The organism is Kluyvera sp., from assembly GCF_047971185.1.
Taxonomy (GTDB): domain Bacteria; phylum Pseudomonadota; class Gammaproteobacteria; order Enterobacterales; family Enterobacteriaceae; genus Kluyvera.
Genome location: NZ_JBKDZH010000108.1, coordinates 21,493 through 45,961, shown reverse-complemented (window position 1 = coordinate 45,961; position 24,469 = coordinate 21,493). Strand labels below are relative to the sequence as shown.

Sequence of the window (24,469 nt, the reverse complement as noted above, 5' to 3'; positions counted from 1 at the left end):
GCGAGCTGGGTTTAGAACGTCGTGAGACAGTTCGGTCCCTATCTGCCGTGGGCGCTGGAGAAGTGTGGGGGGGTGCTCCTAGTACGAGAGGACCGGAGTGGACGCATCACTCGTGGTCGGGTTGTCATGCCAATGGCATTGCCCGGTAGCTAAATGCGGAAGAGATAAGTGCTGAAAGCATCTAAGCACGAAACTTGCCCCGAGATGAGTTCTCCCTGAGACTTTAAGTCTCCTGAAGGAACGTTAAAGACTATGACGTTGATAGGTCGGGTGTGTAAGTGTAGCGATACATTGAGCTAACCGATACTAATGAACCGTGAGGCTTAACCTTACAACGCCGAAGGTGTTTTGGCGAAGAGAAGACAGATTTTCAGCCTGATACAGATAACATCAGAACGCACAAAGCGGTCTGATAACAGAATTTGCCTGGCGGCTGTAGCGCGGTGGTCCCACCTGACCCCATGCCGAACTCAGAAGTGAAACGCCGTAGCGCCGATGGTAGTGTGGGGTCTCCCCATGCGAGAGTAGGGAACTGCCAGGCATCAAATAAGTGAAGAAGCCCATCCTGACGGATGGGCTTTTTTGCGTCTGTGGCGTGGTGAAATCCCGGGGTCGCTGGCGCTCGCCCGGGCTACCGGACGGTGATGACGGTGGTCATATTGCGGATGAAACGCCCGCGTAGCCCGGAAGAGGCGTTTACGCCGACGCCGGGGCGGCTCCCGCTAACCCATCTCCCCAATCGTCTTACGAAAACGCACCAGCGCGACCGTAAAAAATACCCCGCCAATCGCCAGCAGCGTCAAAAACTGTGGCCAGACGATGGCAAAATCCGCTCCGCGATAGAGAATCGCCTGCGCCAGGCTAACAAAATGGGTCGTCGGCATGGTTTGCATAATATCCTGCACCAGCTGCGGCATACTCTCGCGCGGCGTCGAACCGCCGGAAAGCATCTGTAGCGGCAGCAGCACCAGAATCATCAATAATCCCAGTTGCGGCATTGAGTGGGCAATCGTCCCCATAAAAATACCGATCGACGTTGTGGCAAACAGGCTCAGCGCCACCCCCAGCATAAACAGCGGGATTGAGCCTTCAATCGGCACCTGCAACACCCCCTGAACCATCAGCACCAGCGACAGTCCCGACACCACCAGTACGACCAGCCCCATCGACCAGATCTTGGCGAGCATAATCTCAAACGGCGTCACCGGCATCACCAGCAGATGCTCCACCGTTCCATGCTCGCGTTCGCGGATCAGCGCCGAGCCGGTCAATACGATTGCCAGCATGGTGATGTTGTTAATGATCGCCATCACCGCGCCAAAGCGCTCCTGTTCAAGGTTCGGGTTAAAGCGCATCCTCACCGCCAACTCCACCGGCAGCACGCTATTTTCGCGGTAACGGGACACAAAGCTGTTCACCTCAGCGCTGACGATATTCTGGATATAGCCATTGCCGGTAAACGCCTGACTCATGCGCGTGGCATCCACGTTTACCTGCAAATCCGGCTGCCTGCCCGCCAGAACGTCACGCTGGAAATTCGGCGGAATGTTGATGGCGAAGGTGTACCGTCCGGCATCCAGCCCCGCGTCCATCTCATCGGCGGTAATCAGTGCCGGTTCGAGAAACCACGGTCGATAAAAGCTATTGATAATCCGTGAGGAAAGCTGTGATTTATCCATATCTGCCACGGCAATCGGCGCCAGATGCAGCGAGCCGGGCATTACCGTTGCGGAGGAGTAAACCGACACGGTAAAGGCAAACACGATTAGCGCCAGCATTGCCTTATCGCCCAGCAGGCTACGCAGCTCCTTTACGCCGAGGTTATAAATATTGCGTAGTCCGCGCATCACCCCTCCTGTTTTTTCAGCAGCCACACGGAAAGCCCTAGCACCAGCGGCACGGTAATCAGCAGTGGAATAAACGATACCCACAGGTCGCTCAGGCCCAGCGCCTTCGAAAATGTACCGCGCGCGATGGTCAGGAAGTGGCTGGTTGGGTAGATCTGGCCGATCCAGCGCCCCGGCCCTTCAAGTGAGGCCACCGGGTCGATCATCCCTGAAAACTGGGTGGCGGGGATTAGCGTAATGATCGCCGTACCGAAGATCGCCGCAATCTGGCTCTTCATAAAGGTAGAGATCAGCAGTCCCAGCCCGGTAGCGATGGTGACGTACAGCAGCGCCGCCAGCGTTAATGTCAGGAAGCTGCCTTTGTGCGGCACGCCGAAGACAAACACCGACAGCGCGCACAGCAGCAGAAAGTTGAACATCCCCAGCACGATATACGGCAGCTGCTTGCCGAGTAAAAACTCGCTGCGGGTGGTCGGCGTGACGTACAGATTGATGATCGAACCGAGCTCTTTTTCCCGTACCACGCTCAGCGCGCTGAGCATCGCCGGGATCATCATCAGCAGCAACGGGATCACCGCCGGGACGATCGCCGGCAGGCTTTTCACGTCCGGGTTATAGCGATAGCGTGTCTCAATAGAAATCAACGTGTTATCCCGGCTGGCAGAAGATTGCCGCCCGGCCATCTCTTGTAACCACGAAAGGTGCATCGCCTGCACGTAGCCGCGCACCGTTTCCGCGCGGTTTGGCATCGCGCCGTCAATCCACACGCCAATCTGCACCGGTGTGCCACGCGCAATATCGCGGCCAAAGTCAGGTGGGATCTCGATTGCCACCGCCAGCTCGCCGTCGCGCATACGGCGATCGAGATCGTCGTAGCTATACAGCGGCGGCTGCTCGATAAAATAGCGCGACCCGGCGATATTCTGCGCCCAGCCCTGGCTGCTGACGGTTTGATCGCGATCGAGCACCGCAAAGCGCAGATCCTCGACGTCCATGCTGATCCCATAGCCCATAATAAACATCAGGATCACCGTGCCGAGCAGGGCCAGCGTCGAGCGCACCGGATCGCGTCGTAGTTCCAGCGCTTCACGGCGGCTGTAGCTGAACAGGCGGCGCAGGCTAAAGGCCCGGCGTGGCGGCTCGCTCTCGGGTTTCACGGGCGCATCCCCTATTTCTGTAACGGGAGCGGGGTCAGAGGCCTCCTGTAAGTAGGCGATAAAGGCCTCTTCCAGCGTCGCCGCACCGCGCTGCTCTACCAGCGCCTGCGGCGTATCGCTGGCGAGCACCTTACCCGCATGCATCAGCGAAATACGGTCGCAGCGCTCGGCCTCATTCATAAAGTGGGTGGAGATAAAGATGGTGACCTTATCCCGCCGCGCCAGGTCAACCATCAGCTGCCAGAACATATCGCGGGCGACCGGGTCAACGCCGGAGGTCGGCTCATCAAGAATCAGCATTTCCGGGCGATGAATCACCGCTACCGCCAGCGACAGACGCTGGCGGATCCCCAACGGCAGCGCCGTAGGAAGGGCATCTTCGACATCGGTGAGCATAAAGCGCTGGCTCATCTCCTTGATGCGCCCGGGGATCTCGGCGTCCGGGATGTGGAACAGCCTGGCGTGCAGCTCCAGGTTCTGACGGACGCTCAGCTCGCTATACAGTGAAAAGGCCTGCGACATATAGCCGACGCGGCGGCGGGTGGCGATATCTTTCGGATCCACCGGTTGGCCGAACAGCCACGCTTCGCCCTCGCTGGCGGGCAGCAGCCCGGTCAGCATTTTCATAGTGGTGGATTTACCGCAGCCGTTAGATCCCAGAAAGCCAAAAATCTCGCCGCGGGCAATGCGGAAGTTAACGTGGTCAACCGCGACAAAATCGCCGAAGCGCATCGTCAGGCCGCGGGCTTCAATGGCAATCTCTTCTTCGCTCGCGTCGCGCGGTGGGATGATCACCTGCTGGTGCGCATTGCGCTGCGCTTCCGGCAGCAGCGCGATAAACGCCTGTTCCAGCGTCTGGCTGGCGGTTTGCATACGCAGTTCTTCCGCGCTGCCGGTGGCCAGCACCTCCCCGTCGTTCATCGCGACCAGCCAGTCGAAGCGCTCGGCTTCTTCCATATAGGCGGTAGCGACCAGTACGCTCATGTCAGGCTGGCGCTCGCGGATACTGTCGATAAGCGTCCAGAATTGCGCGCGGGAAAGGGGGTCGACGCCGGTGGTGGGTTCATCGAGGATCAAAAGCTGCGGATCGTGGATCAGCGCGCAGCACAGGCCCAGTTTCTGCTTCATACCGCCGGAGAGCTTCCCGGCCGGACGATCGCGGAACGGCGCCAGCCCGGTGCTGTGCAGCAGCTCATCAATACGCGCTTCACGTTCGCGCTTATCGTGGCCAAACAGGCGGGCGAAGAAGTCGACGTTTTCGTATACCGACAGCGTGTGATACAGGTTTTTGCCCAGCCCCTGCGGCATCCAGGCGATTTTCGGGCAGACGTCGCGACGATGATCGGCGTCGCGCATATCGCCGCCCAGCACCATGACATTGCCCTGTTCAATCACCCGCGCACCGGCAATCAGCGACAGCAGGCTGGATTTGCCCACGCCGTCCGGGCCAATCAGCCCCACCATGCAGCGGGACGGAAGGGTCAGCGTAATGTCGTTGAGCGCCACGGTCGTGCCGAAGCGCTGGCCGACGTGCTCAAGCTGAGCGACCGGGGGATGTACGTCCTGTTTCATTGCGGCAGCCTCACCATCAGCATGGCGGGCCATTGCTGTTGGTTATCCAGTCGGACGTAGGCCATGCCCGGCAGGCCGGTTTTCACATATTCCAGGTGTTCAGCCAGCAGCTCGGGCGGGATGCGCGCTTTCACACGGAACATCAATTTCAGCCGCTCGTCGCTGGTTTCTACCGTTTTGGGCGTGAACTGGGCGACGCTGGCGACAAAGCTGATATGGGCGGGGATCACCAGATCCGGTGCGGCGTCGAGGATCAGGCGCACTTCGCTGCCCAGCGCCAGCAGGCCAGCCTGCTCGGTCGGCAGGAAGAAGGTCATGTAGACGTCGGCCAGATCGACCATATTCAGCACCCGGCCACCGGCGGCCAGCACTTCGCCGGGCTCGGCGACGCGATACTGAATGCGCCCGTCGCGAGGAGCCTTCAGCGTGCTATCGTCAATGTCGGCCATGATACGTCGTTCGGTAGCCTGGGCGGCTTCGACGCGGGTTTGCGCCTGAATGATGCTGGTACGCGCTGCTTCGATGGCCGCTTTAGCCGCAGAGACCTGAGCGCGGGCAGATTCGAGCGCAGCCCGGCCGCTTTCGGCGGCGGCGCGATCATCGTCAAGCTGCTGAGCCGATACCGCACCGCGCTGCGAGAGGGTGCTGGAGCGAGCGTGGCGTTTAGACGTTGAGTCCAGCTCGGCCTGGCGCTGTTTCACCACCGCTTCGCTGGCGCGCATTTCGCTTTGCCGCTGGTCGAGCAGCGCTTTTGCCGCGGCGACGGCGCTCTGCGCCTCTTTGATTTGCGCGGCGGCTTCCAGCCGCTGCTCGTTGAGAACGCGGGTGTCCATCTTCGCCAGGATGTCGCCCTGGCGGACAAACTGCCCCTCTTTGACCACAATCGCCTCGATACGTCCGGCGGTTTTGCTGGCGATATCCACTTCGGTGGCTTCAATTCTGCCGTTACTGCTGGCGAAGCCCTCCGGTAGCCCTGGTGGACGCAGCATCCACCATGCCACGGCGGCAATCACCACCGCGAAACCGACGATATACCAGACCCAACGCTGCTTGAATTTGTCCATACGCTACCCGCTTATTCCCTGTGGCGAAGTGGTGCGCGTACCGGTCTGAAGGGGAGGAGGATGCTGTGAAGTGTGCTACTCATGTGGTCATCATCAGCACTCCAGGCCGGAAATGAAACACGCATAAATATAGCTACTGTCAATGTCATACTAGCATCGACATTGATTATGTCCATACCATTAACAGGGTCTTGCGGATTCTGTAACACGATTAATCAAAATGCGCGCAGGGCATCCACTTTCTGGTCGATGCCCTCGGGCGTTCAGAACAAAATGGGCAGCCCCAGCCCGCGCTTCACCGCGTGCAGCGTCTGCTGCGTGACCTCATGCGCCCGTTCACTGCCCTGGCGCAGGAGATCCAGCAGCATACCTTTATCCTGAATCACGGTGGCGCGACGCTCGCGGATTGGAGCCAGCAGCTCCTGTAAACAGGCTTCCAGCACGTTTTTACACTGCCTGTCGCCCAGCCCGCCCTGCTGGTAATGCGCTTTCATGTCGGCGACCAGAGCTTTATCGGGATGAAAGGCGTCGAGGTAGGTGAAGACAACGTTGCCCTCAATTTTCCCTGGATCTGCCACCCGCAGGTGATTGGGGTCGGTATACATCGCGCTGACCGCCTGATGAATCTCCGCTTCGCTGGCGCCAAGCGTGAGCGTGTTGCCCAGTGACTTCGACATTTTCGCCCCGCCGTCAATGCCCGGCAGGCGGCTGACGTCGCTCAGCATCGCCTTACAGTGGCGCAGCACTGGCTCGGTCGTCAGGCTATTCATCTTGTGCACGATCTCGTTGGTTTGTTCGATCATTGGTAGCTGATCGTCGCCAACGGGCACCCGATCGGCACCAAATGCGGTAATGTCGGCGGCCTGGCTGATGGGATAGACCATAAAGCCCACCGGCAGCGCGCGGGAGAAGCCTTTCTGCGCAATCTCATTTTTTACCGTCGGGTTACGCTCCACGCGCGCGACGGTGACGATATTCATATACAGCGCGGTCAGCTCCGCCAGCGCAGGCAGGGCGGATTGCAGGCAAATCGTCGTGCGCTGCGGGTCGATTCCGACGGCCAGATAGTCGGCCATGACCTCCAGAATATTGTGGCTGATTTTCTGCGGGTTACTGCCGTTGTCGGTCAGCCCCTGCAGGTCGGCAATCAGGATAAACTGCTGGTGTTGATGCTGTAGCTCAATGCGCTGGCGCAGCGAGCCCGCGTAGTGCCCAAGATGTAGCTGCCCGGTAGGACGGTCGCCGGTAAGAATGGTATGCGTTGTATTCATCAGTTGCTCCTTATGAGGCGTAAAGCCGAAAGACGAGACTGATAAACAACAAAGCCGCCTTTCGGCGGCTTTGAAAAAAGATAACGTAACCCGTGCCGCCTGTTATGAAGGCAGCCACCAACGGTTTGAGCGGATAACGGTCACGTTTGTGTTCATCTCTTTATCCTGCCACCAGATTGGGCGGGCTGTCTACCTTTTACTGCTCAGCCAGGCAGCAAATTTTTCAACAAATAAGAAATAATGATTTTCTATAAAAGAGAATAATAACGTGGCGTATCCCTCATGATATTTCATGATGCTGACGAACCTTTGCTGGTATTAGTTATTCTCGAGGTCTTTAATCTTCAAAATAAATCGCGGTCATATATCGTAATTAACGAATTGTGTAGCATTGTTTATCCGACTTAAACTCACGCGGCAGGAGAACCGTCAGCCGTCTATTGGGTTGACTGGTAGCATAATAATCACCATGGGCTAACAGGGAGGATCATCGTAATAGAGGGCAACTCATCCTTTATATTGAGTCATTCGCTCGATATTTACGAAACAATACCAACGCATTGCTTTACATGTTTTTATTTGTTTTTAGAATAATTACTGATGCCATAATTATTAAACTCAACATACCTACCTTCAGCATGAAAAAAACATTATTAGTGACCGCACTATTTTGTAGCCTGCTGACTGCGGGCATTACCATCATATTTGTGATCGATGAAACGTTTTCCGACACCGCCGCCGCGTGTCGCACCGATCTTTCCCGTAAAGCGCTGCTGCGCGTCAAAGATGACTATTTACGAGGCCGCTTTCCGCACTGGTATCGCGAGAAAAGCACGCTTGGCACGCTGACGCCGGAGCTGATTTTTGGTGAAGTCACCATCGAAGAAGATGAATATCGCGTGCCGTTCGTGGCCAAAGGGCCGATGACTAAACTGGCACGGATTGGTTTTGTCGACTGCGAAACGATGGACGTGGAATACATCGCCGGTAAGTAGGGCCATTTTACAATCCATGCGGTTAAGACCGTTCGTTCCTTGATACTTATCATGGTAAGTATTATCGTAATCGTACAAAACGATCGGAGATTGCCATGACTGAAGATGAACTGTTTGCCCATCGTCCGATGGGAATGCGCATGGCCATGGTCGTGCGCCAATGGCGTTCGATCATCGATCATGCGATTACCGATACCGGCTTGACCCAGTCCAGCTGGACGGTGCTGATGCAGCTGCATCAGCTGGGCGATAACGTCTCGGTGAGCGAGCTGGCGGAAATGCAGGGGATAGAACTGCCGCCGCTGATGCGCACGCTCACCCTGCTTGAGCAGCAGGGCTACCTGCTGCGCACGGTATCGCCGTACGATAAACGAATTCGCCTGCTGACGCTGACCGACGAAGGTCGGTCGGTGCTCCAGACGCTAAACCAGGTGATTGAAGTCTTCCAGGCCCGCGTGTCCACCGGTATTCCCGCTGAGGACATCGCGAAGTTTAGCGACACCCTGAATCAAATAGCCTGCAATCTGCGGAATATCCGCGAACAAAATAATAAAACCGACTAACACCATGATGACGCCAGAACAGAAGTTTGCCCGCTGGGTAAGGGTGAGTATTGCCTCTTTCCTGCTGATGTTTGCCTATTTTATCGTTGCCGATATCTGGATCCCGCTGACGCCGGACTCCACGGTGATGCGCGTGGTGACGCCAATTTCGTCCCGCGTATCCGGCTACGTCTCGCAGGTTTACGTGCACAACAATAGCGCAGTGAAAAAGGGTGACCTGCTGTACGAGCTGGACCCGACGCCGTTCCAGAATAAGGTCGATGCCGCTGCGCTAGCGCTGGCTCAGGCCAGACTGAGCAACCAGCAGCTGGACGCCCAAATCGCCGCTGCCGAGGCCAACCTCAAAACCGCGCAGCTCACCGCCCGCAACGATCGCGTGACCTACGAACGCTACCAGAGCCTGAGCCGCATGCAGAACGTCTCGCAGGCGGATCTCGATAAAGTACGCACCACCTGGCAGACCAGCGAGCAGTCGGTCAGCGCGCTGCGCGCCTCGATCCACAACCTGCAAATTCAGCGCGGCGAGCGCGATGACCGACGCAACGTCACCCTCCAGCAGTATCAGACGGCGCTACAGGAAGCACAGCTCAACCTTGATTGGACCCAAATTCGCGCCGAAGCGGACGGCACCGTCAGTAACTTGCAGCTTAGCCCTGGCCTGTACGCCTCGGCGGGCAGCGCGGTGATGGCGGTGGTCAATCAGAAGACCGACATCGTTGCCGACTTCCGTGAAAAGAGCCTGCGCCATACCCGGCAGGGCACCGATGCGGCGGTGGTGTTTGATGCCCTGCCGGGGAAAGTGTTCGCCGCGCGGGTGACCAGCAGCGACGCCGGGATCCTTGCCGGCCAGGAAGAAGTGAACGGCGAACTGTCGCAGCCGGAGCAGTCCACCCGCTGGGTGCGTGACGCGCAGCGTATGCGTATTCACGTGGCGCTGGAGGAGCCGCTGGAGAAAACCCTGCCGACCGGCGCGCGCGCCACCGTGCAGTTGTACAACAGCGAGGGCGCGTTTGCCCGCTTCTTCTCCGGCCTGCAAATCCATCTGGTGAGCTGGTTGCACTATGTCTATTAATACCCTCGCGCAGGTCTTCACCCCTCACGGCAATATCGTCTATACGGCGAATGATTTCCGGCAGACTCTGCGCATCTCTTTTGCCGGCATGTTAGCGCTGAGTATTTCGAGCTTTTTCGATACCCAGTACGGCGTGTTCTACGTGGTTTACCCGCTGCTGTTAACGGCGCTGGTGCCGGTGTTTAACCGCCATGTCGCCAAACAGTTTATCTTTAGCGCCTCGCTGAACTGCCTCGAAATGGTGCTGATCATCGGCTATCTGAGCCAATGGCCGGTGATCATGACGCTGGTGGTGTTTGCGCTGTACGTGATGCGTTTTCGCTTTATGAGCAAAGGGCCGCTGTTCCTGTTCGGTTCGATGGGGGTAGTGTGCCAGAGCGTGATGCTCAACTTTATGAGCTACCCCTCGGCCAACTGGCATACGCTGCTGTTCTCCAACGTGGAAGCCAGCGTGATGGCGGTGGGGCTGAGCGCGCTGATGCATTACCTGATCCCGGACGCCGAACCGCGCACGCCGCCGCCGCTGATTGAAAAAGACGACGCCCGCGTGCGCCATGAATCGCTGCTCTCCGGCACCGTGGCGACCATTATCTTTATCGTTTTCCAGGTGAGCGATCTCAGCGACTCGCTGTCGGCGCTGATGGCGGGGATCCTGATCCTGTTCCCCATGCACTACCGCGGCGCGGTGATCAGCTCGATCTGGCGCGTGGCGGGCGTAGTGCTGGCCTGTCTGTACATTCTGGTGATTCAGCTGATCCTCTACGACCACAGCAGCCATATGCTGCTGATGATGCCGCTGATCGGCCTCGGGCTGGCTTTCAGCGCCCGGCTGCACGTGATGGAGAAAGTGGGGGCGGGCGTCGGCTTCGCCAGTATCACCACCATCGGCATTATGTTTGGTCAGAACCTCCAACCGGACGGCGATCTGGTGTTCAGCGATCTCTACCGCGCCACCTCGGTCACGGTCTCGCTGCTGGCCACGCTGACGCTGGTGTTTATTCTGCACCGCCTGCTCAACTGTTTTGCGCCAACGCGCTTTATTGTGAAGTAACGCACTTCCGGACGCTGATTGTTTCCCTCCATCTGTGCTTACAATAGCCGCCTGGTGAGAGGGAGAGAGACGATGTGGAAAACGCGCGCGCTGGAACTGAATAATCAGGAGTTCTGGAACTGGGATAAAGCCTGCCAGCTGGTGCTGTGGGCGGCTCGCCATGAGTTTAATACCGTGGTGGTGGGGCAAACGGACCTGTTTGATAAGCTCGTCTCGCCGAAAGGCTACACCCCGCATCAGTACAACGATCGCCTCTCCAGCCAGCAGCGCGCCCGCTGCGTGTACCTCAACCGGCTGGCCGGATTCTGCCGTCAGCATGGCCTGAAATTTTACCTGCAGGCCAAAGAGCTGAGCTTTCCCGCCGACCTGCTGGCGGCGCACCCGCAGCTGATTGATAAAGACGGCAGCATCCGCTTCGACGTCGAATTCTGGTGCCAGTATCTGGCGGATAAGCTCACGTTACTGTGCCAACAGATCCCCGACATCAGCGGCCTGCTGGTGGCGCTCTCCAACACCGACGGCCTGCTGCCCATCTCCCGGCCCAACTGGGAGCTGACCGGGCAGGACGATCCCTCGCCGCATATCGACCCCCGCAGCCTTTCCCGCTATACCCAATGCTTCAGCGCCATGGCCCGCGCGGTGATGCGTGAAAATAAGCACCTGGTGCTGCGCGCCTTCCCGGCGGGCAACCACGACATCAGCAACGTGATGGAGGCCATTCGCACGCTGCCGGAGTGCGTCTCGGTGTCGATTAAGCTAACGCCGGAGCGCTTCTGGCCGACCTTTCCCAACAACCCGGCGCTGCTGGACGTAGAAGATCGCGACGTATGGGTGGAGCTGGATCTGGTGGGCGAAGAGGTGGGCTGGGGCGTGTTTCCGTTCCCGCGCATTGACGAACTTCAGGGCCGCCTGCTGTGGTGCCGTGGCAACCCGACCATCACCGGCGCGGTGTGCAAAACCAGCTGGGAAGGGGTCGATAATCACTGGGTGATGGGCACGCTGAGCGAGTGCAATCTGGTGGCCTGTAGCCAGATTCTGGCGCGGGAAAACGAGCATCTGACCCGCGCGGCGCTGCTGACCCACTGGCTGGATGAGTGCTACGGCTGGCGTCCCGATGAGGCAACCTTCGACGAATTTCAGTCGCTGATGGGCCAGGCCGGGCAGGTGCTGTATCAGGCCATCTACGTGCGCGATCACGTCTTCCATCGCCACAGCCAGGTGCCCGCCAGCTACGGGCAGGCGGTGTGGAGCCTGTACGGCCAGCTTAACCGCAACCACTGGCTGCCCGGTTCCGAACGCGATATTTTCTTCAGCGCCAGCGACGTCGGGATTTCCGGGCGCAACCTGTCGCTGATTGCCGAAGAAAAGGACAGCGCTTACCAGGCCGCGGTGACCCTGCGCGAGCAGGCGCTGGCGTTTGCCGATCGCGCCGCGTTTCCCTTCTCGCTGCACCAGCGCTGGCGGGAGGAGTGGCAGGGCTTCGACCTTTACTGCCTGCTATTCCGCCACGCGCAAAAAGCCTTTTTCACGCTGCACTTCGCGCGGCTGGTGGAGAACAGCTGGAGCATGCGCGAGATTTGCCAGGTGAATATTCAGGAGTTGTACCGCTGCGCCGCCGAGATGGAGAGTTTCTGCACCCGCCACACCGACGCCTCGCCGGGGCTACACGTGATGTTTGACCCGACCCGCGTGCGCATGCTGGCCGACAGTCTGAGCCACGAGTTGACGCAGCTGAAGGGATGAAATGTGATTGCGATCACCAACCATTAACGCCTCGATGGCGGGAAACGTGAGTTTTCCCGCTATCAACGGCGGCAATGGATTGCTGGGTGTGATTTTCGTCACATTTCATCCGGGCGATGTCCCGGGAATGTGAATGATCGGGCAGTTCCGCAAAACCCCGCCATCCTGCTGATAGCCTGCTTCTCATCCTTTCCAGAAAATAGCGCGTCATAACTGAGCGGCTATTGAGGAAAGTATTATGAGGCTGGTTGCGGGCGAGGCGCTGACGCGCTTTACGGTGTCACTGCCGCACAATGAGCGGTTTGCCGAATTTTTTACCGGTGAAGCGGTGGATGAACCGATGGACTATCAGTTCGCCAACGGCAAAGGCCCGGCGCAGGACTCCTTTTGTCGACGCATTTTCCGCCGCGACGCGGCGCAGCGCACGGTGTCACCCGCGCGTGCGCTTCCGGCGGCGGCCATCACCTGGACCGGCGTCAGCGATACGCTGACTTTTTCCGGCGTCCAGAACGTGGCGACCCACTGCCAGCGCTGGCTGTGCGTCACCCTGCATGCGCCGAAGACGGCGACCTATCCCTTTGAGATTGCCACCTGCGGCGGCGTGCGTATCTGGCGTGACGGTGAACTGGCGGCCTGCTTTACGCCGTTTACCCGCAACACACTGCAAACGCAGGCCGTTGACATCCCGCTTCAGCAGGGAGACAACGCGCTGCTGATTCACCTCGACGAGCTGTTTGAACGCGACACGATTTTTGCCTTTCGCATGGTCTACCTCGGCGAGACGGCGCTAGATGCCGCGCTGCCGGGCCTGAACAGCGACGACGTTGAGACGCTGCAGGTGGTACTGGATTCGCTGCCCGCCACGGCGACCGCGCAGTATCAGCGGCTGCATCTGGACTGCCTGGCAGAGCGGACGTTACATCTGTGCGGCGCTATCCACAGCCTGGGCAACGACGCCATCGCCACCTGTGCGCTGGATTTCGGTACGGTGACCGCCGACAGCACCGGGCTGACGCTGCCGCTGCCGACAAACGTTGGCATGGGACACTATCGCCTTGAACTGACCGCCCGTTTGGGCGACGTCACCATGAGCCGCAGCCTGAGCCTGACCGTACTGGCCGACGACGTGCTGCCCGGCGGCGAGGGCGTGCTGGAGACCCGCAAGCGCGTGGCGCTGAGCTACATCGCCGAACACGGCGTGCCGCGCACCGGCCGCCTGCTGGCGATGCTGCACGTTGGCGACAGCGGCCCGCTGGCGCAGGAACTGCTGATAAGCACGCTCCAGCGTATCAGTGCCCGCCAGGACTGCTCGGATTTCTCCATGGTACCGCTGCTGTGGATCTGGCATGACTTCCACGGCGAACACTTCCCGGCGGTGCTGTGGAAGCGCGTGCGCTCGGCGATTGTCGGCTATCGCTACGGGTATGACGAACTGGGCAACGACGTGATGTGGTACTGGAGTGAGAACCACGCGCTGTGCTTCCACACCGCGCAGTACCTGGCCGGGCAGCTGTTCCCCGACGATCTGTTTACCGCTTCTGGCCGTCGAGGTCGCGAACAGCGGGCGATCGCCACCCAGCGTCTGCACGCCTGGTTTGATGCGGTTGAACAACAGGGGTTCGTGGAGTGGAATTCGGCGCCGTATTACCCGGTAGACTACATTGGCCTGTTCGCGCTCTATCAGTTGGCCGACGACGCCACGCTGCGCCAGCGCGCGCGCCATCTGATCGACCGCCTGATGCTCACCAGCGCGCTGCACTACCAGTCCGGGATTGCCGCGGGAACCATGGGCCGCGTGTATGAAAAAGAGCTGCTGGCGAGCCCGATGAGCGAGCTTTCCGCCTTCGGCCACGTCGCCTGGGGCGGTGGGCACGTTAACCGTAAGTGCGCCTCGCTGCCGTTCTTCTGCCTGAGCGACTATGTGCCGCCGGTAGAGTCTGCACGCTATGCGCGTCTGAACCACGGCACGCTGAGCGCCCACTACCAGTGCGGCGGCGGCAATATCGTCGCCTGGAAACAGGCGGGCGTGTCGCTCTCCAGCTGTGTCGATCATCACACCGGCGAACGTGGGCATCAGCAGCATCTGGTCGACGTGCAGTTTGCCACGCGCCCGGATGCCCGTCTGTGGATTAACCATCCGGGCGACGTTGCGCCGGGCAGCGAAGCGCGCCCCTCCTTCTGGGCCGGCAACGGCGTGCTGCCGCGCGTGATGCAGGCCGACAACCGGGCGATGCTGCTGTGGCAGATGGATGAGCATGAGGCGCTGGGCTGGACCCATCTTCACCTTCACGCCGAAGCCTTTGATGAAGTGCGCCCCGTGGCGCAGGGCTACGCGATGCGCGCGGGCAACGCGTTTGCCGCCGTGTTCTGCTCGCAGCCGCTGAGCGTTATCGGTGATGAAGTTCGCGCCGAAGGACGTCAGGTGGCGTGGTGGCTGGAGGTGGGCGAGGGCGATTTCGAGGCGTTCTGCCAGCGCATTCAGGGGCTGCGCATTGCGCATCACGCGGATGTCGCAGTGGTCAACGATGGCCGACACACGCTGATGCAGCTGAGCTGGCAGAGTGAATGCCTGCACAATGGCGCAGCCGTCGCGTTCCCGACGCTGGTGGGCAATGAACTACAGATTACGCTGTCAGGAGACGCGCAATGAACAACACAGCATTAAGCACCCTGCTGGAGCAGGTGGTTCAGGGCTTCTGCCGCCTGAAAAACATGGGCGAAGTTGACACCAGCAGCGGCGAAGGGTTTGCCATCCACTTTGAAGAGTGGGAATGGGAGGTCGGCGTCGGCCTGTACGGTTTCTGGCAGTACGCTCGTCAGCAGAACGACGCGCAATTACAGCAGTCGATCCTCACCTGGTATGAAGATCAGCTGGCAAAAGGGCTGCCGGCGATCCAGATCAACACCACCGCGCCGATGATCACCCTCGCGCTGGTGGCCGGCCATACCGGGCGCGACGATCTGCTGAAGGTGGTCAACGACTGGGCCGATTCGCTGCTACGCACGCTGCCGAAAACCGAAGAGGGCGGCTTCCAGCACGTGGTGAAAGAGCAGCCGAACACCGGCCACCTGTGGGATGACACGCTGTTTATGACCTGCCTGTTCCTCGGCACGGCGGGCGTGGTGCTGAAGCGCAACGATCTGATCGACGAAGCGTCGTATCAGTTCCTGCTGCACACCCGCTACCTGTGCGAACCGGCGAGCGGCCTGTGGTATCACGGCTGGACGTTTGTCGGCAAACATCATTTCTCGGAAGCCTTCTGGGGCCGCGGCAACGCGTGGATCACCGTAGCGATCCCCGAATTTATCGCCCTGCTCGGCGACAGCCTCGACGCCAGCGTGAAGCGCTATCTCTCGGTGGTGGTGGCGCGGCAGGTCAATACGCTGTGCGAACTACAGGCTGACAACGGCATGTGGCACACCCTGCTCGACGATCCGCTGTCGCCGCAGGAATCCTCCGCCACCGCCGGGATCGCCTATGGCATGCTGCGCGGCGTGCGGATGGGGATCCTCGATGAAAAGGTCGCCGACAATGCCCTGCGCGCCTGGCACGCGCTGCGCGATCGGATCGACGAAGGCGGGATCGTGCTGGAAGCGTCGAAAGGGACGATGGTCGGCCCGGATCTGCAATACTACTGCGATATCGCCATGGCCCCGGTGCCGTATGCCCAGGCGCTGATGATGCTGCTGCTGCTGGAGTTGCGGCAGGAGAAGTGGAGCCATTAAACTGCGGTGCGTGCCGGATGAGGCTGCGCTTATCCGGCCTACGGGACGATTCTGTAGGCCGGGTAAGGCGAAGCCGCCACCCGGCAAAACCGCGGGCGTTTATGCCTCGCCCGGGTTATGTGAGGGTGCAGAGAATGCGTGCAGCAGCTGAAAACCCTCGTCGCAGCGGTAAATACTCTCCGTTGCGCCGGAGATCACCCAGCGTAGTTCGTCACCCTGCGGACAATACAGATAAATACACAGCCCGCAGCCGCCGCGCAGCTGGCGCGGGATATCGGCGACCCGAAAGGCGATCCCCGCCGCCTGGAGCGCTTTACGCGTGCGCACCACCCCGAGCGTGGAGTGAAACAAAAACAGATACTCCGTCATGTTCTCACCCGTTGCCCGATCATCGCCGCGCCGATCGCCCCGGCAAACTGCGCGTCCGGGTGCGTCTGCACCGGCATATTCACATGCGCCGACAGCATTCTGCCAAATGCCGCACAGTGGCTGACGCCGCCGGTAAACAGCAGTGGCCCCTGCGCCGAAAGCCGACCGATAAAGTTCGCGCTGCGCCGGGCCATCGCATTCACCACCCCCGCCAGAATCGCCTCCGGCGGCACGCCCGCCGAGCGCAGGCTAATCACCTCGGACTCGGCAAACACTGTGCACATACTGGTAATGGCGTGGGGTTCAACGCCTTCCGTCAGCGCATCCAGTTGCTCGACGCTGGCCCCCAGCGTACGGGAAATCACCTCCAGAAAGCGCCCGGTCCCTGCCGCGCATTTGTCGTTCATCAGGAAATCGGTGAGATTGCCGTCTTCATCCAGCTGGATCACCTTGCTGTCCTGACCGCCGATATCAATCACCGTGCGGGTTTGCGGCGCTAACAGCCGTGCGCCGCGCCCGTGGCAGGAGATCTCCGTCACCTGCTTATCGGCAAAATCAACCAGCTGGCGACCGTAGCCGGTCAGCGTCAAAGACGGCCGCGTCTCCAGCCCGGCGCGCAGCGTCTCCCATGCCTCAACGATGGCGTCGGCGGGGCGAAACGGCGTCGGGCAGAGGAAGCGACGACGAATTTCGCCGCCTTCCAGCAGGATGCCTTTGGTGGCCGTCGACCCTGAATCAATACCTATTGATAACGTCACGCGCGCTCCTACAGCATTTCAATAAAGGCCGCGACGCGGGTGCTGAGCTGACCGATATCGGCGGTCGAGTAATCGGTCTCAATGGCGATGTAGGGAATATTATGCTGCTGACGCACGTGGCGCTTAATCGCCATCGATTCAACGGCATAGGTATGGCAGGCTTGCAAAATCACGTCCACCACGCCGTCGGCCTGGTACTCTTCCACCATCTGGCTGAGCAACGTTAAACGCTGGTCGTTCGGTGAGATGCACGAGCAGCCGATGGCGAGGTATTTGTCGGTGAGCGCGTCGTACACGTCGCCGTCCTCGTCGACGCAGCGCTCGGTGGCCTTCGCGCCGGTGCAGTTTTCATAGCCCACCACCCAGCCGCCGTTATCCTCAATGGCTTTCACCACTTTCTCCGCCGCGCCGCCGATCGGGCAGCCGGTGATCAGAATGCGTGGGCGCGCGTCCAGCCGCTTACCGCTTTCCCACTCCTGACGCACGCGCTCGGCCATGCCGTTCAGCTCGTCAATCAGCGTCTCTTTATCGAAGCGGAAGGTTGCGCCGTACACCACTTTCAAAATGTCGCTGCCGCTGAGCGCCGGAGGATTGAGCTGCCCGACGCGGTAGAAGTTAGCCAGCGCCCGGCGCTCGCGGTTTTTGAGGGCGATGGCCTCGCGCAGGGAGGCTTCGGTAATCGCCGTGCCAAAACGTGCTTCAACCGCCTGCTGAAGACGCAGGATTTCCGCTTTCCAAAGCGCGCGGGAGGCGGCATCGGCGGCGCTGTTTGGCAGCTGCATCACGTGTACCGGCTTAAACTCGGCCATGTACTCGTACATCTTCTTCTTGCCATCGCAGGTGGTTTCACCGACCACCAGATCGGAGAAATAAAAGTAGGGGCATTTATCGGTTTTGCCGAAGCCGTAGCTGCTTTTGATCAGCGGGCAGAGGTTGCGCGGCAGGTCTTTCTCCGCCTCTTCAATGGTTTCATCAGAGGTGGAGCACAGCGAGACCACCACCGCGCCCGCCGCCAGCGGAATTTCCTGCGGCATAAAGGTGCAGTAGGTGCCGACCAGCGGCGTGCCTTGCTCTTTGAGGTCCATCACGGTGAGAAAGCCTTTCTGGCGGGCTTCGGAGAACTGATCGAAAATGGCGGGTAGATCGGTGATAAGCGACATGATTTTCCTTCCCCGTAACACGGGAGACGATAAAATGAGTCGCCATTATAACCCTGTTTAAAGTATGGTTTTGTTGATCATGCCCCCAGCTCTCGGCTGTAGACCCGGGAAGATTCTCCCCACGGATGGTAGCCCAGCCCGTTGAATACGAAGCCCGCTCTCTCGTAAAAACCATCGATATCGGTACACAGATGCAGCTGACTAAACCCAAGCGTGCGAGCGTGCTGCGCAATATGCTCAATCAACCGGCAGGCCAACCCCTGCTGACGGTATTCCGGCTCAATATAGAGCGCACACAGCCACGGATACAGCTCGCCGCGGCTAATAAAATCGTTGGTAATCAACCCCGCGCAGCCGATGATACGTTCGCCGTCCTGTAGCCAGTACCACTGCGGCAGCGGATTTTTCGCCCCCGGCGTGCGGCGCAGCGCGTCGTCGTAAACCATCATGGATGCTTCCGAGGCCCACTGTTGCTGGAAATAGGCGATAACCGCCTCCATCTGCTCGGGATGGTCGCGTAAAGAGCGAATAGCGTGCTGTGAACTCATAGAATTTTCTTCAGATCCATCTCTTCCTGAATGCGCTCGCTCCACGCAAAGTGGGTGCGAATCGCCTCATCAATCCCGGCGTTATAAAAGGCCGGCCCCAGCTTCTCGATAATAAAATCGATAAAGAACTCCGCGTCGAACTGCTCCAGCTCGAGGTCGAACTGTTTAGCGCAGTAATCCGTTAGCTGATCGCGCAGCTTCTCGCGCCCGGCGGGGGTGAGGTTGATTTCCGTGCTCATAAAGACTCCTGTGTCATTCCCGGCGGCGCTGCGCTTGGCCGGGCTACAAGTTGGTAGCCCGGGCGAGGCGTTTACGCCGACCCCGGGGCGGCTCGATGCCGAATAATGCAATCCCATCTGCGACCTATCAATATCACAAACTCGACTTTGTGACCTGGCGGAATATTTCTATATTCGGGTTTCTGACGATTTTAAAGGGGCGCAATCATGACTGCTGTGAACACTGCTGATACCGATTTTCCTTTACTGAACGTACGCCGCGTGGCGGGTAATATCGGCGCGGAGATCCGCGATATCCGTCTTTCCGCCGAACTGGATGCAGAGACTTTCGCCCAGCTGGAGGCCGCGCTGGTCAAATACAAAGTGCTGTTCTTCCGCCAGCAAAGTCACCTGACCGATGCCGAGCATCAGGCCTTCGGCGCGCGCTTCGGCAGGATTGTTCCCCATCCCACGGTTCCGTCCCCGGAAGGCACCAAACTGTTCGAACTCGACGCCTCGAAAGGCGGCGGCCGCGCCGACTCCTGGCACACCGACGTCACCTTCGTTGACGCCTTCCCGAAAATCTCCATCCTGCGCGGCGTCACCATCCCGGAATACGGCGGCGACACCGTGTGGGCCAACACCGCCCGCGCCTACGAACAGCTGCCGGAGACGCTCAAGCGCTTCGTCGACACCCTGCACGCGGTGCACAGCAACGACTATGACTACGGCGCCGAGCGCGTCGTCGTGGAAAGTCACCGCCTGGCGCATCACCAGAAAGTGTTTGTCTCATCGCTGTGGGAAGCCGAGCACCCGGTGGTGCACGTCCACCCGGTCAGTGGCGAACGCGCGCTGCTGCTGGGGCATTTCGTCAAACGGCTGGTGGGCTTTAGCTCGCGGGAATCCGCGCAGCTGTTCGAACTGCTGCAAAACCGCATCACCCGCCTCGACAACACCGTGCGCTGGCAGTGGCAGCAGGACGACGTGGTGATTTGGGACAACCGCAGCACCCAACATTACGCGGTCAACGACTACGGCACCCAGCCGCGCGTGGTGCGCCGGGTGACGGTGGAAGGGGAGATTGCGGTGGGGGTGGACGGCAGCCACAGCCGCACGGTGGCAAAACCGCAGGATGCGGCGAATGGGGAAAGGGCGGTGAGTAAGGCGTCGTAACGCTCGAACGGTAGGCCGGGAAAGCGCAGCGCCACCCGGCCGTTTTCTCTACGCTTCTCGTCTGCGCGGCTTGCCAGCAATCACCTCGATAAACTCCTGCACCTGACGCTGTTTAGTGCAGCTTTCCATCACCTTGACATCAATCCTCTTTCTGACCTCACATGCGCAAAATGTGAAGCTATTTCCAACCGTATTGCTATGATTAAAAGATAATTGTAGATACATTTTTGTATATACAATCAGGGGCGGAAATGCCAATGGAGTTTGAATGAGATGCAAACAAGGCAAAAAGTAACCTGAGGAAACACGCTGTTCGTTTTGCAGATGCGGTGCTGGTGTTTGACGATCCCCGGCATCTGTCGCGACAGGATCGGCATGAGAACGGCGAGTATCGTTGGCAGACCATCGGTCTTGTTCATGGCATTGTGGTTATTCTGGTGGCCCACAGCGTGCGGTTCGAAAGCGGTCATGAAGTTATTCGCATCATCAGCGCCAGAAAAGCAGACCGTAAAGAGAGGAGTCGTTATGAGCATGGTTAAGCATAAACACGGCAGCGCATCCGCGCTGAGTCCTCAGCACGAGGCTGAACTGAAAGCGCTGGCGAATAAATCGGATGATCGAATTGATTACAGCGATATTCCTGCGACAGAAGATGACCAGTGGTCAGAGGCGACTCGCGGTAAGTTTTTCCGTCCGTTGAAAACGCAGGCCTCCGTGCGTATTGATGCTGACGTGATGGAATGGTTAAAACGCCCTGGAAAGGGGTATCAGACGCGACTCAATGCCATTTTGCGCGAAGCGATGCTGCGCGAGCAAAATAAGAAATAATAGGCTGGCCGCTTTACCTTATGCGGCCCTGGAACACATCGCTATAGCTCCGGCTCCATCGCCACCCTCACCGCCATTCCCAGCTGCACCATCACCTCCCGATGCTTCTCAATCGGCGGCAGGGCGCAGTTGATCCTTAAGCAGTTCCGGTATTTTCCCGATGCCGAAAACAGCGATCCCGGCGCGACCTGGATCTTCATCCGGCACAGCTGCTGGGCGACGCAGACCATATCAACCTGCTCGGGTAACTCCACCCACAACAGAAAACCGCCGGTCGGGCGGGTGACGCAGATCCCGCAGGGGAAATATTCTCGCAGCCAGTTGGTGTAGATCTCGATGTTGCGCAGGTAGATCTGCCGCATCCGCCGCACGTGGCGGTGGTAGTGGCCTTCGCGAATAAAATTGGTCGCGGCAATCTGCGTGGCCGGCACGTTGGTGCCGCTGGCAGCGTACTTCATCTGCAGCAGCTTGTCGTAATAGCGGCCCGGCGCAATCCAGCCGATGCGCAGGCCGGGGGCGATGGTCTTGGTAAACGAGCTACAGAGCATCACCCGGCCGTCGATATCCCATGAGTGGATAGTGCGCGGGCGCGGGTAGTCGGTGGCTAAATCGCCGTAGATATCATCTTCAAAAATCACCATATCGTAGCGCTGGGCGAGGCTCAGCACCGCGCGTTTACGGGCGTCGGGCATGATAAAGCCCTGCGGGTTATTGCAGTTGGGTACCAGAATCACCCCTTTGATCGGCCACTGATCCAGCGCCAGCTCCAGCGCTTCGACGCTGATCCCGGTGTCAGGATCGGTGGGGATCTCGATCGCCTTCAGCCCTAAGCCGCGCAGCCGCTGCATGGTGCCGTAGTAGGAGGGGGACTCGACGGCGATGATGTCGCCGGGCTGGCACACCGACAGCAGCGCCAGCGAGAGCGAGCTGTGGCAGCCGCTGGTGATGATCAGCGAGTCGGCGTCAACGACCGATCCGCCGTCGAGCATCAGCCGGGCGATCTGCTCGCGCAGGTCGCGGCGGCCGGCCAGCTCGTCGTAGCTCAGCACCTCGTTAATATTGTGCTGCGCCACCCGGCTCAGCTCGCGCCACAGCGGTTTCAGGCTGGGCTGGTCGATGTCCGGCGAGCCGCCGCCAAAGGGGATAATCGATTTATCGCTGCGGGCATCCAGCATGTCGAGCACCTGATCCCACTGGGTGATCTCCACCGGGCGCTGTACCGGGCGCGACATCGGCGGCACCGGCGGCTGGGCTTTCTGCGGCGCGACGAAGTAGCCGGAGCGTGGCTGCGGGGTAATCAGCTGGCGCTGTTCCAGCGTCTGATAAGCCTGCTGTACGGTGCTGATACTCACGCCGTGTTCCTGGCTCAGGCTGCGTACCGAGGGCAGTTTTTCACCGTGACGATACAGCCCCTGTTCAATTCGCTCGGCCAGCAGATTGGCCAGATGTTGGTAACGCGTCATTGCTGTATCCCCGTTTGTCGCCATACAGATGAAAAAACCAGTACAGTCAGGCGAAAAAAACCGCACGCAGATACCGTTTTAGCGAATCTGTATGTTAAAGAAAAGTGTTTTTTGCATCTGTATTGTTAAGCCGAAAATCCGCGAAGATAAAGCCTCTGGCAAGGTGAGGAGGCAAAGTATGGAATTTCACGAGAATAGAGCGAAACAGCCGTTTATTGGGTTTGTGCTGGTGTGGCGATTTGTCAAAAGCTGGTGGCGCGTGCAGCAAACGCGCCGCGTACTGCAGCGAATGAGCGATGAACAGCTGAGAGATGTGGGGCTGCGGCGCGACCAGGTGAACTAATGATTGCAGCGACGTGGGATCCACGTCGCCAGTGATGGTTCATCCGACCAAAAACTGCCACAGGATCCAGCCGCCGAAGCCGATCAGTATCGCTCCGGCGGCCCGTTCAATTTTCCAGATCAGATTGCCCAATCGGCGCTGTACCTGCGGCAGGGCGATGAGCGTCACCAGCAGCAGATCCCACAGCAGCACCACGCTGGTCATCCAGATGCCGCAGACGGTTTGCTGCGCCAGCGTGACGTCAGGGCCGAGCAGCGCGGTCATCAGCGCCAGATAAAACAGCGCGTTTTTCGGATTCAGTAACGAAGAACCGAGGCCGAGCACAAGCTGGCGCGACAGAGAGGGGCGCGCGGCGGCGGCGTGCCATTCCAGTGTCCCGGCGCGGCTTTGCAACAGCTGGCGGCCTACCCACAGCAGATAGGCGGCGCCCAGCAGTTCAATAGCGCTGAACAGCAGCGGCACCTCGCGCAGCAGGCCGGAGCCGATGACCACCAGCAGGATATACAGCCCGTTGCCCGCCGCGATCCCCAGACACAGCCCGATGCTGCCGCGTAGCCGGTAGCGCACGGCGTAGCCGACCAGTAAAAAGAAGTCCGGCCCGGGGCTGAGCAGCGCCATAAAATGCGCCAGCGCCAGCGCGGGAAACGCCGGAGGAAATAACGTCGTGACCTGTTCCATAGCAACCTCAGTAAACATACTGCGGTCAGCATATGTCTGCTCACGCATTAATTATTGTCAGATATTGATCGACCGAGGGCGTACTGGCGCGGCGTGGCAGCGGTGTAACTGACGAAGGTTTTATGGAAATGGCTCTGGTCGGCAAAACCGCTCTGGTAGGCGACATCGGCAATATCGTCTCCGGCGCGCAGCCGCGCTTTGGCGTATTCCACGCGCGAGACGTTGAGAAAGCCGCCGGGAGTCAGCCCGGTGTCCTGTCTGAAGGTGCGGATTAGCGTCTCTTTACGCAGTGAGAATCGTTGAGCGAGTTCATCAAGAGAGAGCGGGGCGGCCGGGTCGGCCAGCAGCGCCTGCTGTAGCTGCTGGCTGGTCGGGCGCAGCGTCTGTGCGACCTCCACGCGCAGGGTGAGCGCGGCTAACAGCGCGTCGACGGCCGCCGTCGACATCTGCTCCACCACGGCAAGGTACAGCCCGAACAGCGCCTCGTTGCGGATATGCTGCTGCGCGAGAGGAAGCGCGGTATCGAGGTATAGCATATGGTAGCTGCGCGCCAGCCCCTGCACCGGGTTACAGCTATGCGGCGCGCGCGCGGGGATGACGATGATATCGCCGGGGTTCAGCAGGTACTGCTGGCCGTGGCAGACGCAGCGCGTTTGCCCTTCCACAATGGCGCCGATCGACAGCTGCGGGTGGCTATGACGCTTATACGGCTGCGTGCTCTGCCAGGTGCTGCGCAGCTCCAGCCCGGGATGGCGGGTAAACGTTTGTTGAATGTCGCGCGCGGTGGTCATGGGATCGTCCAGAAGGTTTTGGGGTGTTATATCACATCCTGAAACAAAGGCTGCCGGTCGGAAACCTCCGTTTATACCC

At 59.5% G+C, this 24,469-nt stretch carries 24 protein-coding genes and 2 rRNA genes; 14 read left to right on the top strand and 12 right to left on the bottom strand.

Annotation, left to right across the window (positions count from 1 at the left end):
* The 3 genes from ACK5JN_RS21620 to ACK5JN_RS21610 all read left to right on the top strand — a co-directional run.
* Positions 1 to 331: ribosomal RNA gene (locus ACK5JN_RS21620) — 23S ribosomal RNA — on the top strand; the annotation flags it as partial.
* Between the two features lie 94 nt (positions 332 to 425).
* Positions 426 to 541 (top strand): 5S ribosomal RNA (rrf, locus tag ACK5JN_RS21615).
* Between the two features lie 9 nt (positions 542 to 550).
* Entirely contained in the window at positions 551 to 682 is a 132-nt protein-coding gene (locus tag ACK5JN_RS21610) for a hypothetical protein (RefSeq protein ID WP_416872027.1), read from the top strand.
* Between the two features lie 40 nt (positions 683 to 722).
* Here ACK5JN_RS21610 and ACK5JN_RS21605 read toward each other — a convergent pair whose 3' ends face one another.
* The 4 genes from ACK5JN_RS21605 to trpS form a co-directional block, all read right to left on the bottom strand.
* Positions 723 to 1,847 carry an ABC transporter permease gene (locus ACK5JN_RS21605; RefSeq protein WP_416872026.1) on the bottom strand — a complete coding sequence of 375 codons (1,125 nt, stop codon included), beginning with the start codon at positions 1,845 to 1,847 and terminating at the stop codon, positions 723 to 725.
* Positions 1,847 to 4,576 carry a ribosome-associated ATPase/putative transporter RbbA gene (gene rbbA / locus ACK5JN_RS21600; RefSeq protein WP_416872025.1) on the bottom strand — a complete coding sequence of 910 codons (2,730 nt, stop codon included), beginning with the start codon at positions 4,574 to 4,576 and terminating at the stop codon, positions 1,847 to 1,849. The genes ACK5JN_RS21605 and rbbA overlap by 1 nt, the downstream gene beginning before the upstream one ends.
* Positions 4,573 to 5,640: an HlyD family secretion protein gene (locus ACK5JN_RS21595; RefSeq protein ID WP_416872024.1), complete on the bottom strand. Its 1,068-nt coding sequence runs from the start codon at positions 5,638 to 5,640 to the stop codon at positions 4,573 to 4,575. The genes rbbA and ACK5JN_RS21595 overlap by 4 nt, the downstream gene beginning before the upstream one ends.
* 263 nt (positions 5,641 to 5,903) lie before the next feature.
* Positions 5,904 to 6,911 carry a tryptophan--tRNA ligase gene (gene trpS, locus ACK5JN_RS21590; RefSeq protein ID WP_416872023.1) on the bottom strand — a complete coding sequence of 336 codons (1,008 nt, stop codon included), beginning with the start codon at positions 6,909 to 6,911 and terminating at the stop codon, positions 5,904 to 5,906.
* 656 nt (positions 6,912 to 7,567) lie between these two features.
* Between trpS and ACK5JN_RS21585 the strand changes: the two genes are divergently transcribed.
* The 7 genes from ACK5JN_RS21585 to ACK5JN_RS21555 all read left to right on the top strand — a co-directional run bounded on the left by ACK5JN_RS21585 (position 7,568) and on the right by ACK5JN_RS21555 (position 16,061).
* On the top strand, positions 7,568 to 7,906 hold the full coding sequence (locus ACK5JN_RS21585; protein WP_416872022.1) for a YebF family protein: 339 nt from the start codon (positions 7,568 to 7,570) through the stop codon (positions 7,904 to 7,906).
* A 95-nt stretch (positions 7,907 to 8,001) separates the two neighbouring features.
* Positions 8,002 to 8,469, top strand: coding sequence for a MarR family transcriptional regulator (locus tag ACK5JN_RS21580; RefSeq protein ID WP_416872021.1), 468 nt, complete (start codon positions 8,002 to 8,004; stop codon positions 8,467 to 8,469).
* Between the two features lie 4 nt (positions 8,470 to 8,473).
* Positions 8,474 to 9,541 carry an HlyD family secretion protein gene (locus ACK5JN_RS21575; RefSeq protein ID WP_416872020.1) on the top strand — a complete coding sequence of 356 codons (1,068 nt, stop codon included), beginning with the start codon at positions 8,474 to 8,476 and terminating at the stop codon, positions 9,539 to 9,541.
* The gene (locus ACK5JN_RS21570) at positions 9,531 to 10,592 is read left to right on the top strand and encodes a DUF2955 domain-containing protein (protein WP_416872019.1); all 1,062 of its coding nucleotides are present in this window, start codon (positions 9,531 to 9,533) and stop codon (positions 10,590 to 10,592) included. The genes ACK5JN_RS21575 and ACK5JN_RS21570 overlap by 11 nt, the downstream gene beginning before the upstream one ends.
* A 72-nt stretch (positions 10,593 to 10,664) precedes the next feature.
* Positions 10,665 to 12,335 carry a hypothetical protein gene (locus tag ACK5JN_RS21565; protein ID WP_416872018.1) on the top strand — a complete coding sequence of 557 codons (1,671 nt, stop codon included), beginning with the start codon at positions 10,665 to 10,667 and terminating at the stop codon, positions 12,333 to 12,335.
* Positions 12,336 to 12,573: 238 nt separating this feature from the next.
* Positions 12,574 to 14,985, top strand: coding sequence for a hypothetical protein (locus ACK5JN_RS21560; RefSeq protein ID WP_416872017.1), 2,412 nt, complete (start codon positions 12,574 to 12,576; stop codon positions 14,983 to 14,985).
* Positions 14,982 to 16,061: a glycoside hydrolase family 88/105 protein gene (locus ACK5JN_RS21555; RefSeq protein ID WP_416872016.1), complete on the top strand. Its 1,080-nt coding sequence runs from the start codon at positions 14,982 to 14,984 to the stop codon at positions 16,059 to 16,061. The genes ACK5JN_RS21560 and ACK5JN_RS21555 overlap by 4 nt, the downstream gene beginning before the upstream one ends.
* Positions 16,062 to 16,160: 99 nt before the next feature.
* On the opposite strand, the gene ACK5JN_RS21550 is transcribed toward ACK5JN_RS21555, so the two are convergent.
* The 5 genes from ACK5JN_RS21550 to ACK5JN_RS21530 form a co-directional block, all read right to left on the bottom strand.
* Positions 16,161 to 16,430, bottom strand: a complete 270-nt coding sequence (locus tag ACK5JN_RS21550; protein WP_416872015.1) for a DUF3343 domain-containing protein — start codon at positions 16,428 to 16,430, stop codon at positions 16,161 to 16,163.
* Positions 16,427 to 17,188 carry a putative 2-hydroxyacyl-CoA dehydratase activator YjiL gene (yjiL, locus tag ACK5JN_RS21545; RefSeq protein ID WP_416872014.1) on the bottom strand — a complete coding sequence of 254 codons (762 nt, stop codon included), beginning with the start codon at positions 17,186 to 17,188 and terminating at the stop codon, positions 16,427 to 16,429. The genes ACK5JN_RS21550 and yjiL overlap by 4 nt, the downstream gene beginning before the upstream one ends.
* An 8-nt stretch (positions 17,189 to 17,196) precedes the next feature.
* Positions 17,197 to 18,348, bottom strand: a complete 1,152-nt coding sequence (locus ACK5JN_RS21540; RefSeq protein ID WP_416872013.1) for a double-cubane-cluster-containing anaerobic reductase — start codon at positions 18,346 to 18,348, stop codon at positions 17,197 to 17,199.
* A gap of 77 nt (positions 18,349 to 18,425) precedes the next feature.
* A complete protein-coding gene (locus tag ACK5JN_RS21535; RefSeq protein ID WP_416872012.1) occupies positions 18,426 to 18,896 on the bottom strand; it encodes a GNAT family N-acetyltransferase in 471 nt (156 codons plus the stop codon).
* Positions 18,893 to 19,135, bottom strand: a complete 243-nt coding sequence (locus ACK5JN_RS21530; protein WP_416872011.1) for a DUF2164 domain-containing protein — start codon at positions 19,133 to 19,135, stop codon at positions 18,893 to 18,895. Before ACK5JN_RS21530 ends, ACK5JN_RS21535 begins: the two co-directional genes overlap by 4 nt.
* A 207-nt stretch (positions 19,136 to 19,342) precedes the next feature.
* On the opposite strand from ACK5JN_RS21530, the gene ACK5JN_RS21525 reads away from it, so the two are divergent.
* From ACK5JN_RS21525 to ACK5JN_RS21515, 3 genes are all read left to right on the top strand, one after another.
* On the top strand, positions 19,343 to 20,287 hold the full coding sequence (locus tag ACK5JN_RS21525; protein WP_416872010.1) for a TauD/TfdA dioxygenase family protein: 945 nt from the start codon (positions 19,343 to 19,345) through the stop codon (positions 20,285 to 20,287).
* Positions 20,288 to 20,583: 296 nt separating this feature from the next.
* A complete protein-coding gene (locus ACK5JN_RS21520; RefSeq protein ID WP_416872029.1) occupies positions 20,584 to 20,826 on the top strand; it encodes a BrnT family toxin in 243 nt (80 codons plus the stop codon).
* Positions 20,813 to 21,115: a BrnA antitoxin family protein gene (locus ACK5JN_RS21515; RefSeq protein ID WP_416872009.1), complete on the top strand. Its 303-nt coding sequence runs from the start codon at positions 20,813 to 20,815 to the stop codon at positions 21,113 to 21,115. The genes ACK5JN_RS21520 and ACK5JN_RS21515 overlap by 14 nt, the downstream gene beginning before the upstream one ends.
* A 41-nt stretch (positions 21,116 to 21,156) precedes the next feature.
* Here ACK5JN_RS21515 and ACK5JN_RS21510 read toward each other — a convergent pair whose 3' ends face one another.
* Positions 21,157 to 22,578 carry a PLP-dependent aminotransferase family protein gene (locus ACK5JN_RS21510; protein WP_416872008.1) on the bottom strand — a complete coding sequence of 474 codons (1,422 nt, stop codon included), beginning with the start codon at positions 22,576 to 22,578 and terminating at the stop codon, positions 21,157 to 21,159.
* Between the two features lie 178 nt (positions 22,579 to 22,756).
* Here ACK5JN_RS21510 and ACK5JN_RS21505 point away from each other — a divergent pair, with 178 nt between their 5' ends.
* Positions 22,757 to 22,921 (top strand): DUF1127 domain-containing protein, encoded by a 165-nt coding sequence (locus ACK5JN_RS21505; protein WP_416872007.1) that lies wholly within the window; start codon positions 22,757 to 22,759, stop codon positions 22,919 to 22,921.
* A gap of 39 nt (positions 22,922 to 22,960) precedes the next feature.
* Here ACK5JN_RS21505 and ACK5JN_RS21500 read toward each other — a convergent pair whose 3' ends face one another.
* Together ACK5JN_RS21500 and ACK5JN_RS21495 are read right to left on the bottom strand one after the other, a co-directional pair.
* A complete protein-coding gene (locus ACK5JN_RS21500) occupies positions 22,961 to 23,599 on the bottom strand; it encodes a LysE family translocator (protein WP_416872006.1) in 639 nt (212 codons plus the stop codon).
* Positions 23,600 to 23,646: 47 nt separating this feature from the next.
* Positions 23,647 to 24,390: a helix-turn-helix domain-containing protein gene (locus ACK5JN_RS21495; RefSeq protein WP_416872005.1), complete on the bottom strand. Its 744-nt coding sequence runs from the start codon at positions 24,388 to 24,390 to the stop codon at positions 23,647 to 23,649.
* Positions 24,391 to 24,469 lie beyond the last annotated feature (79 nt).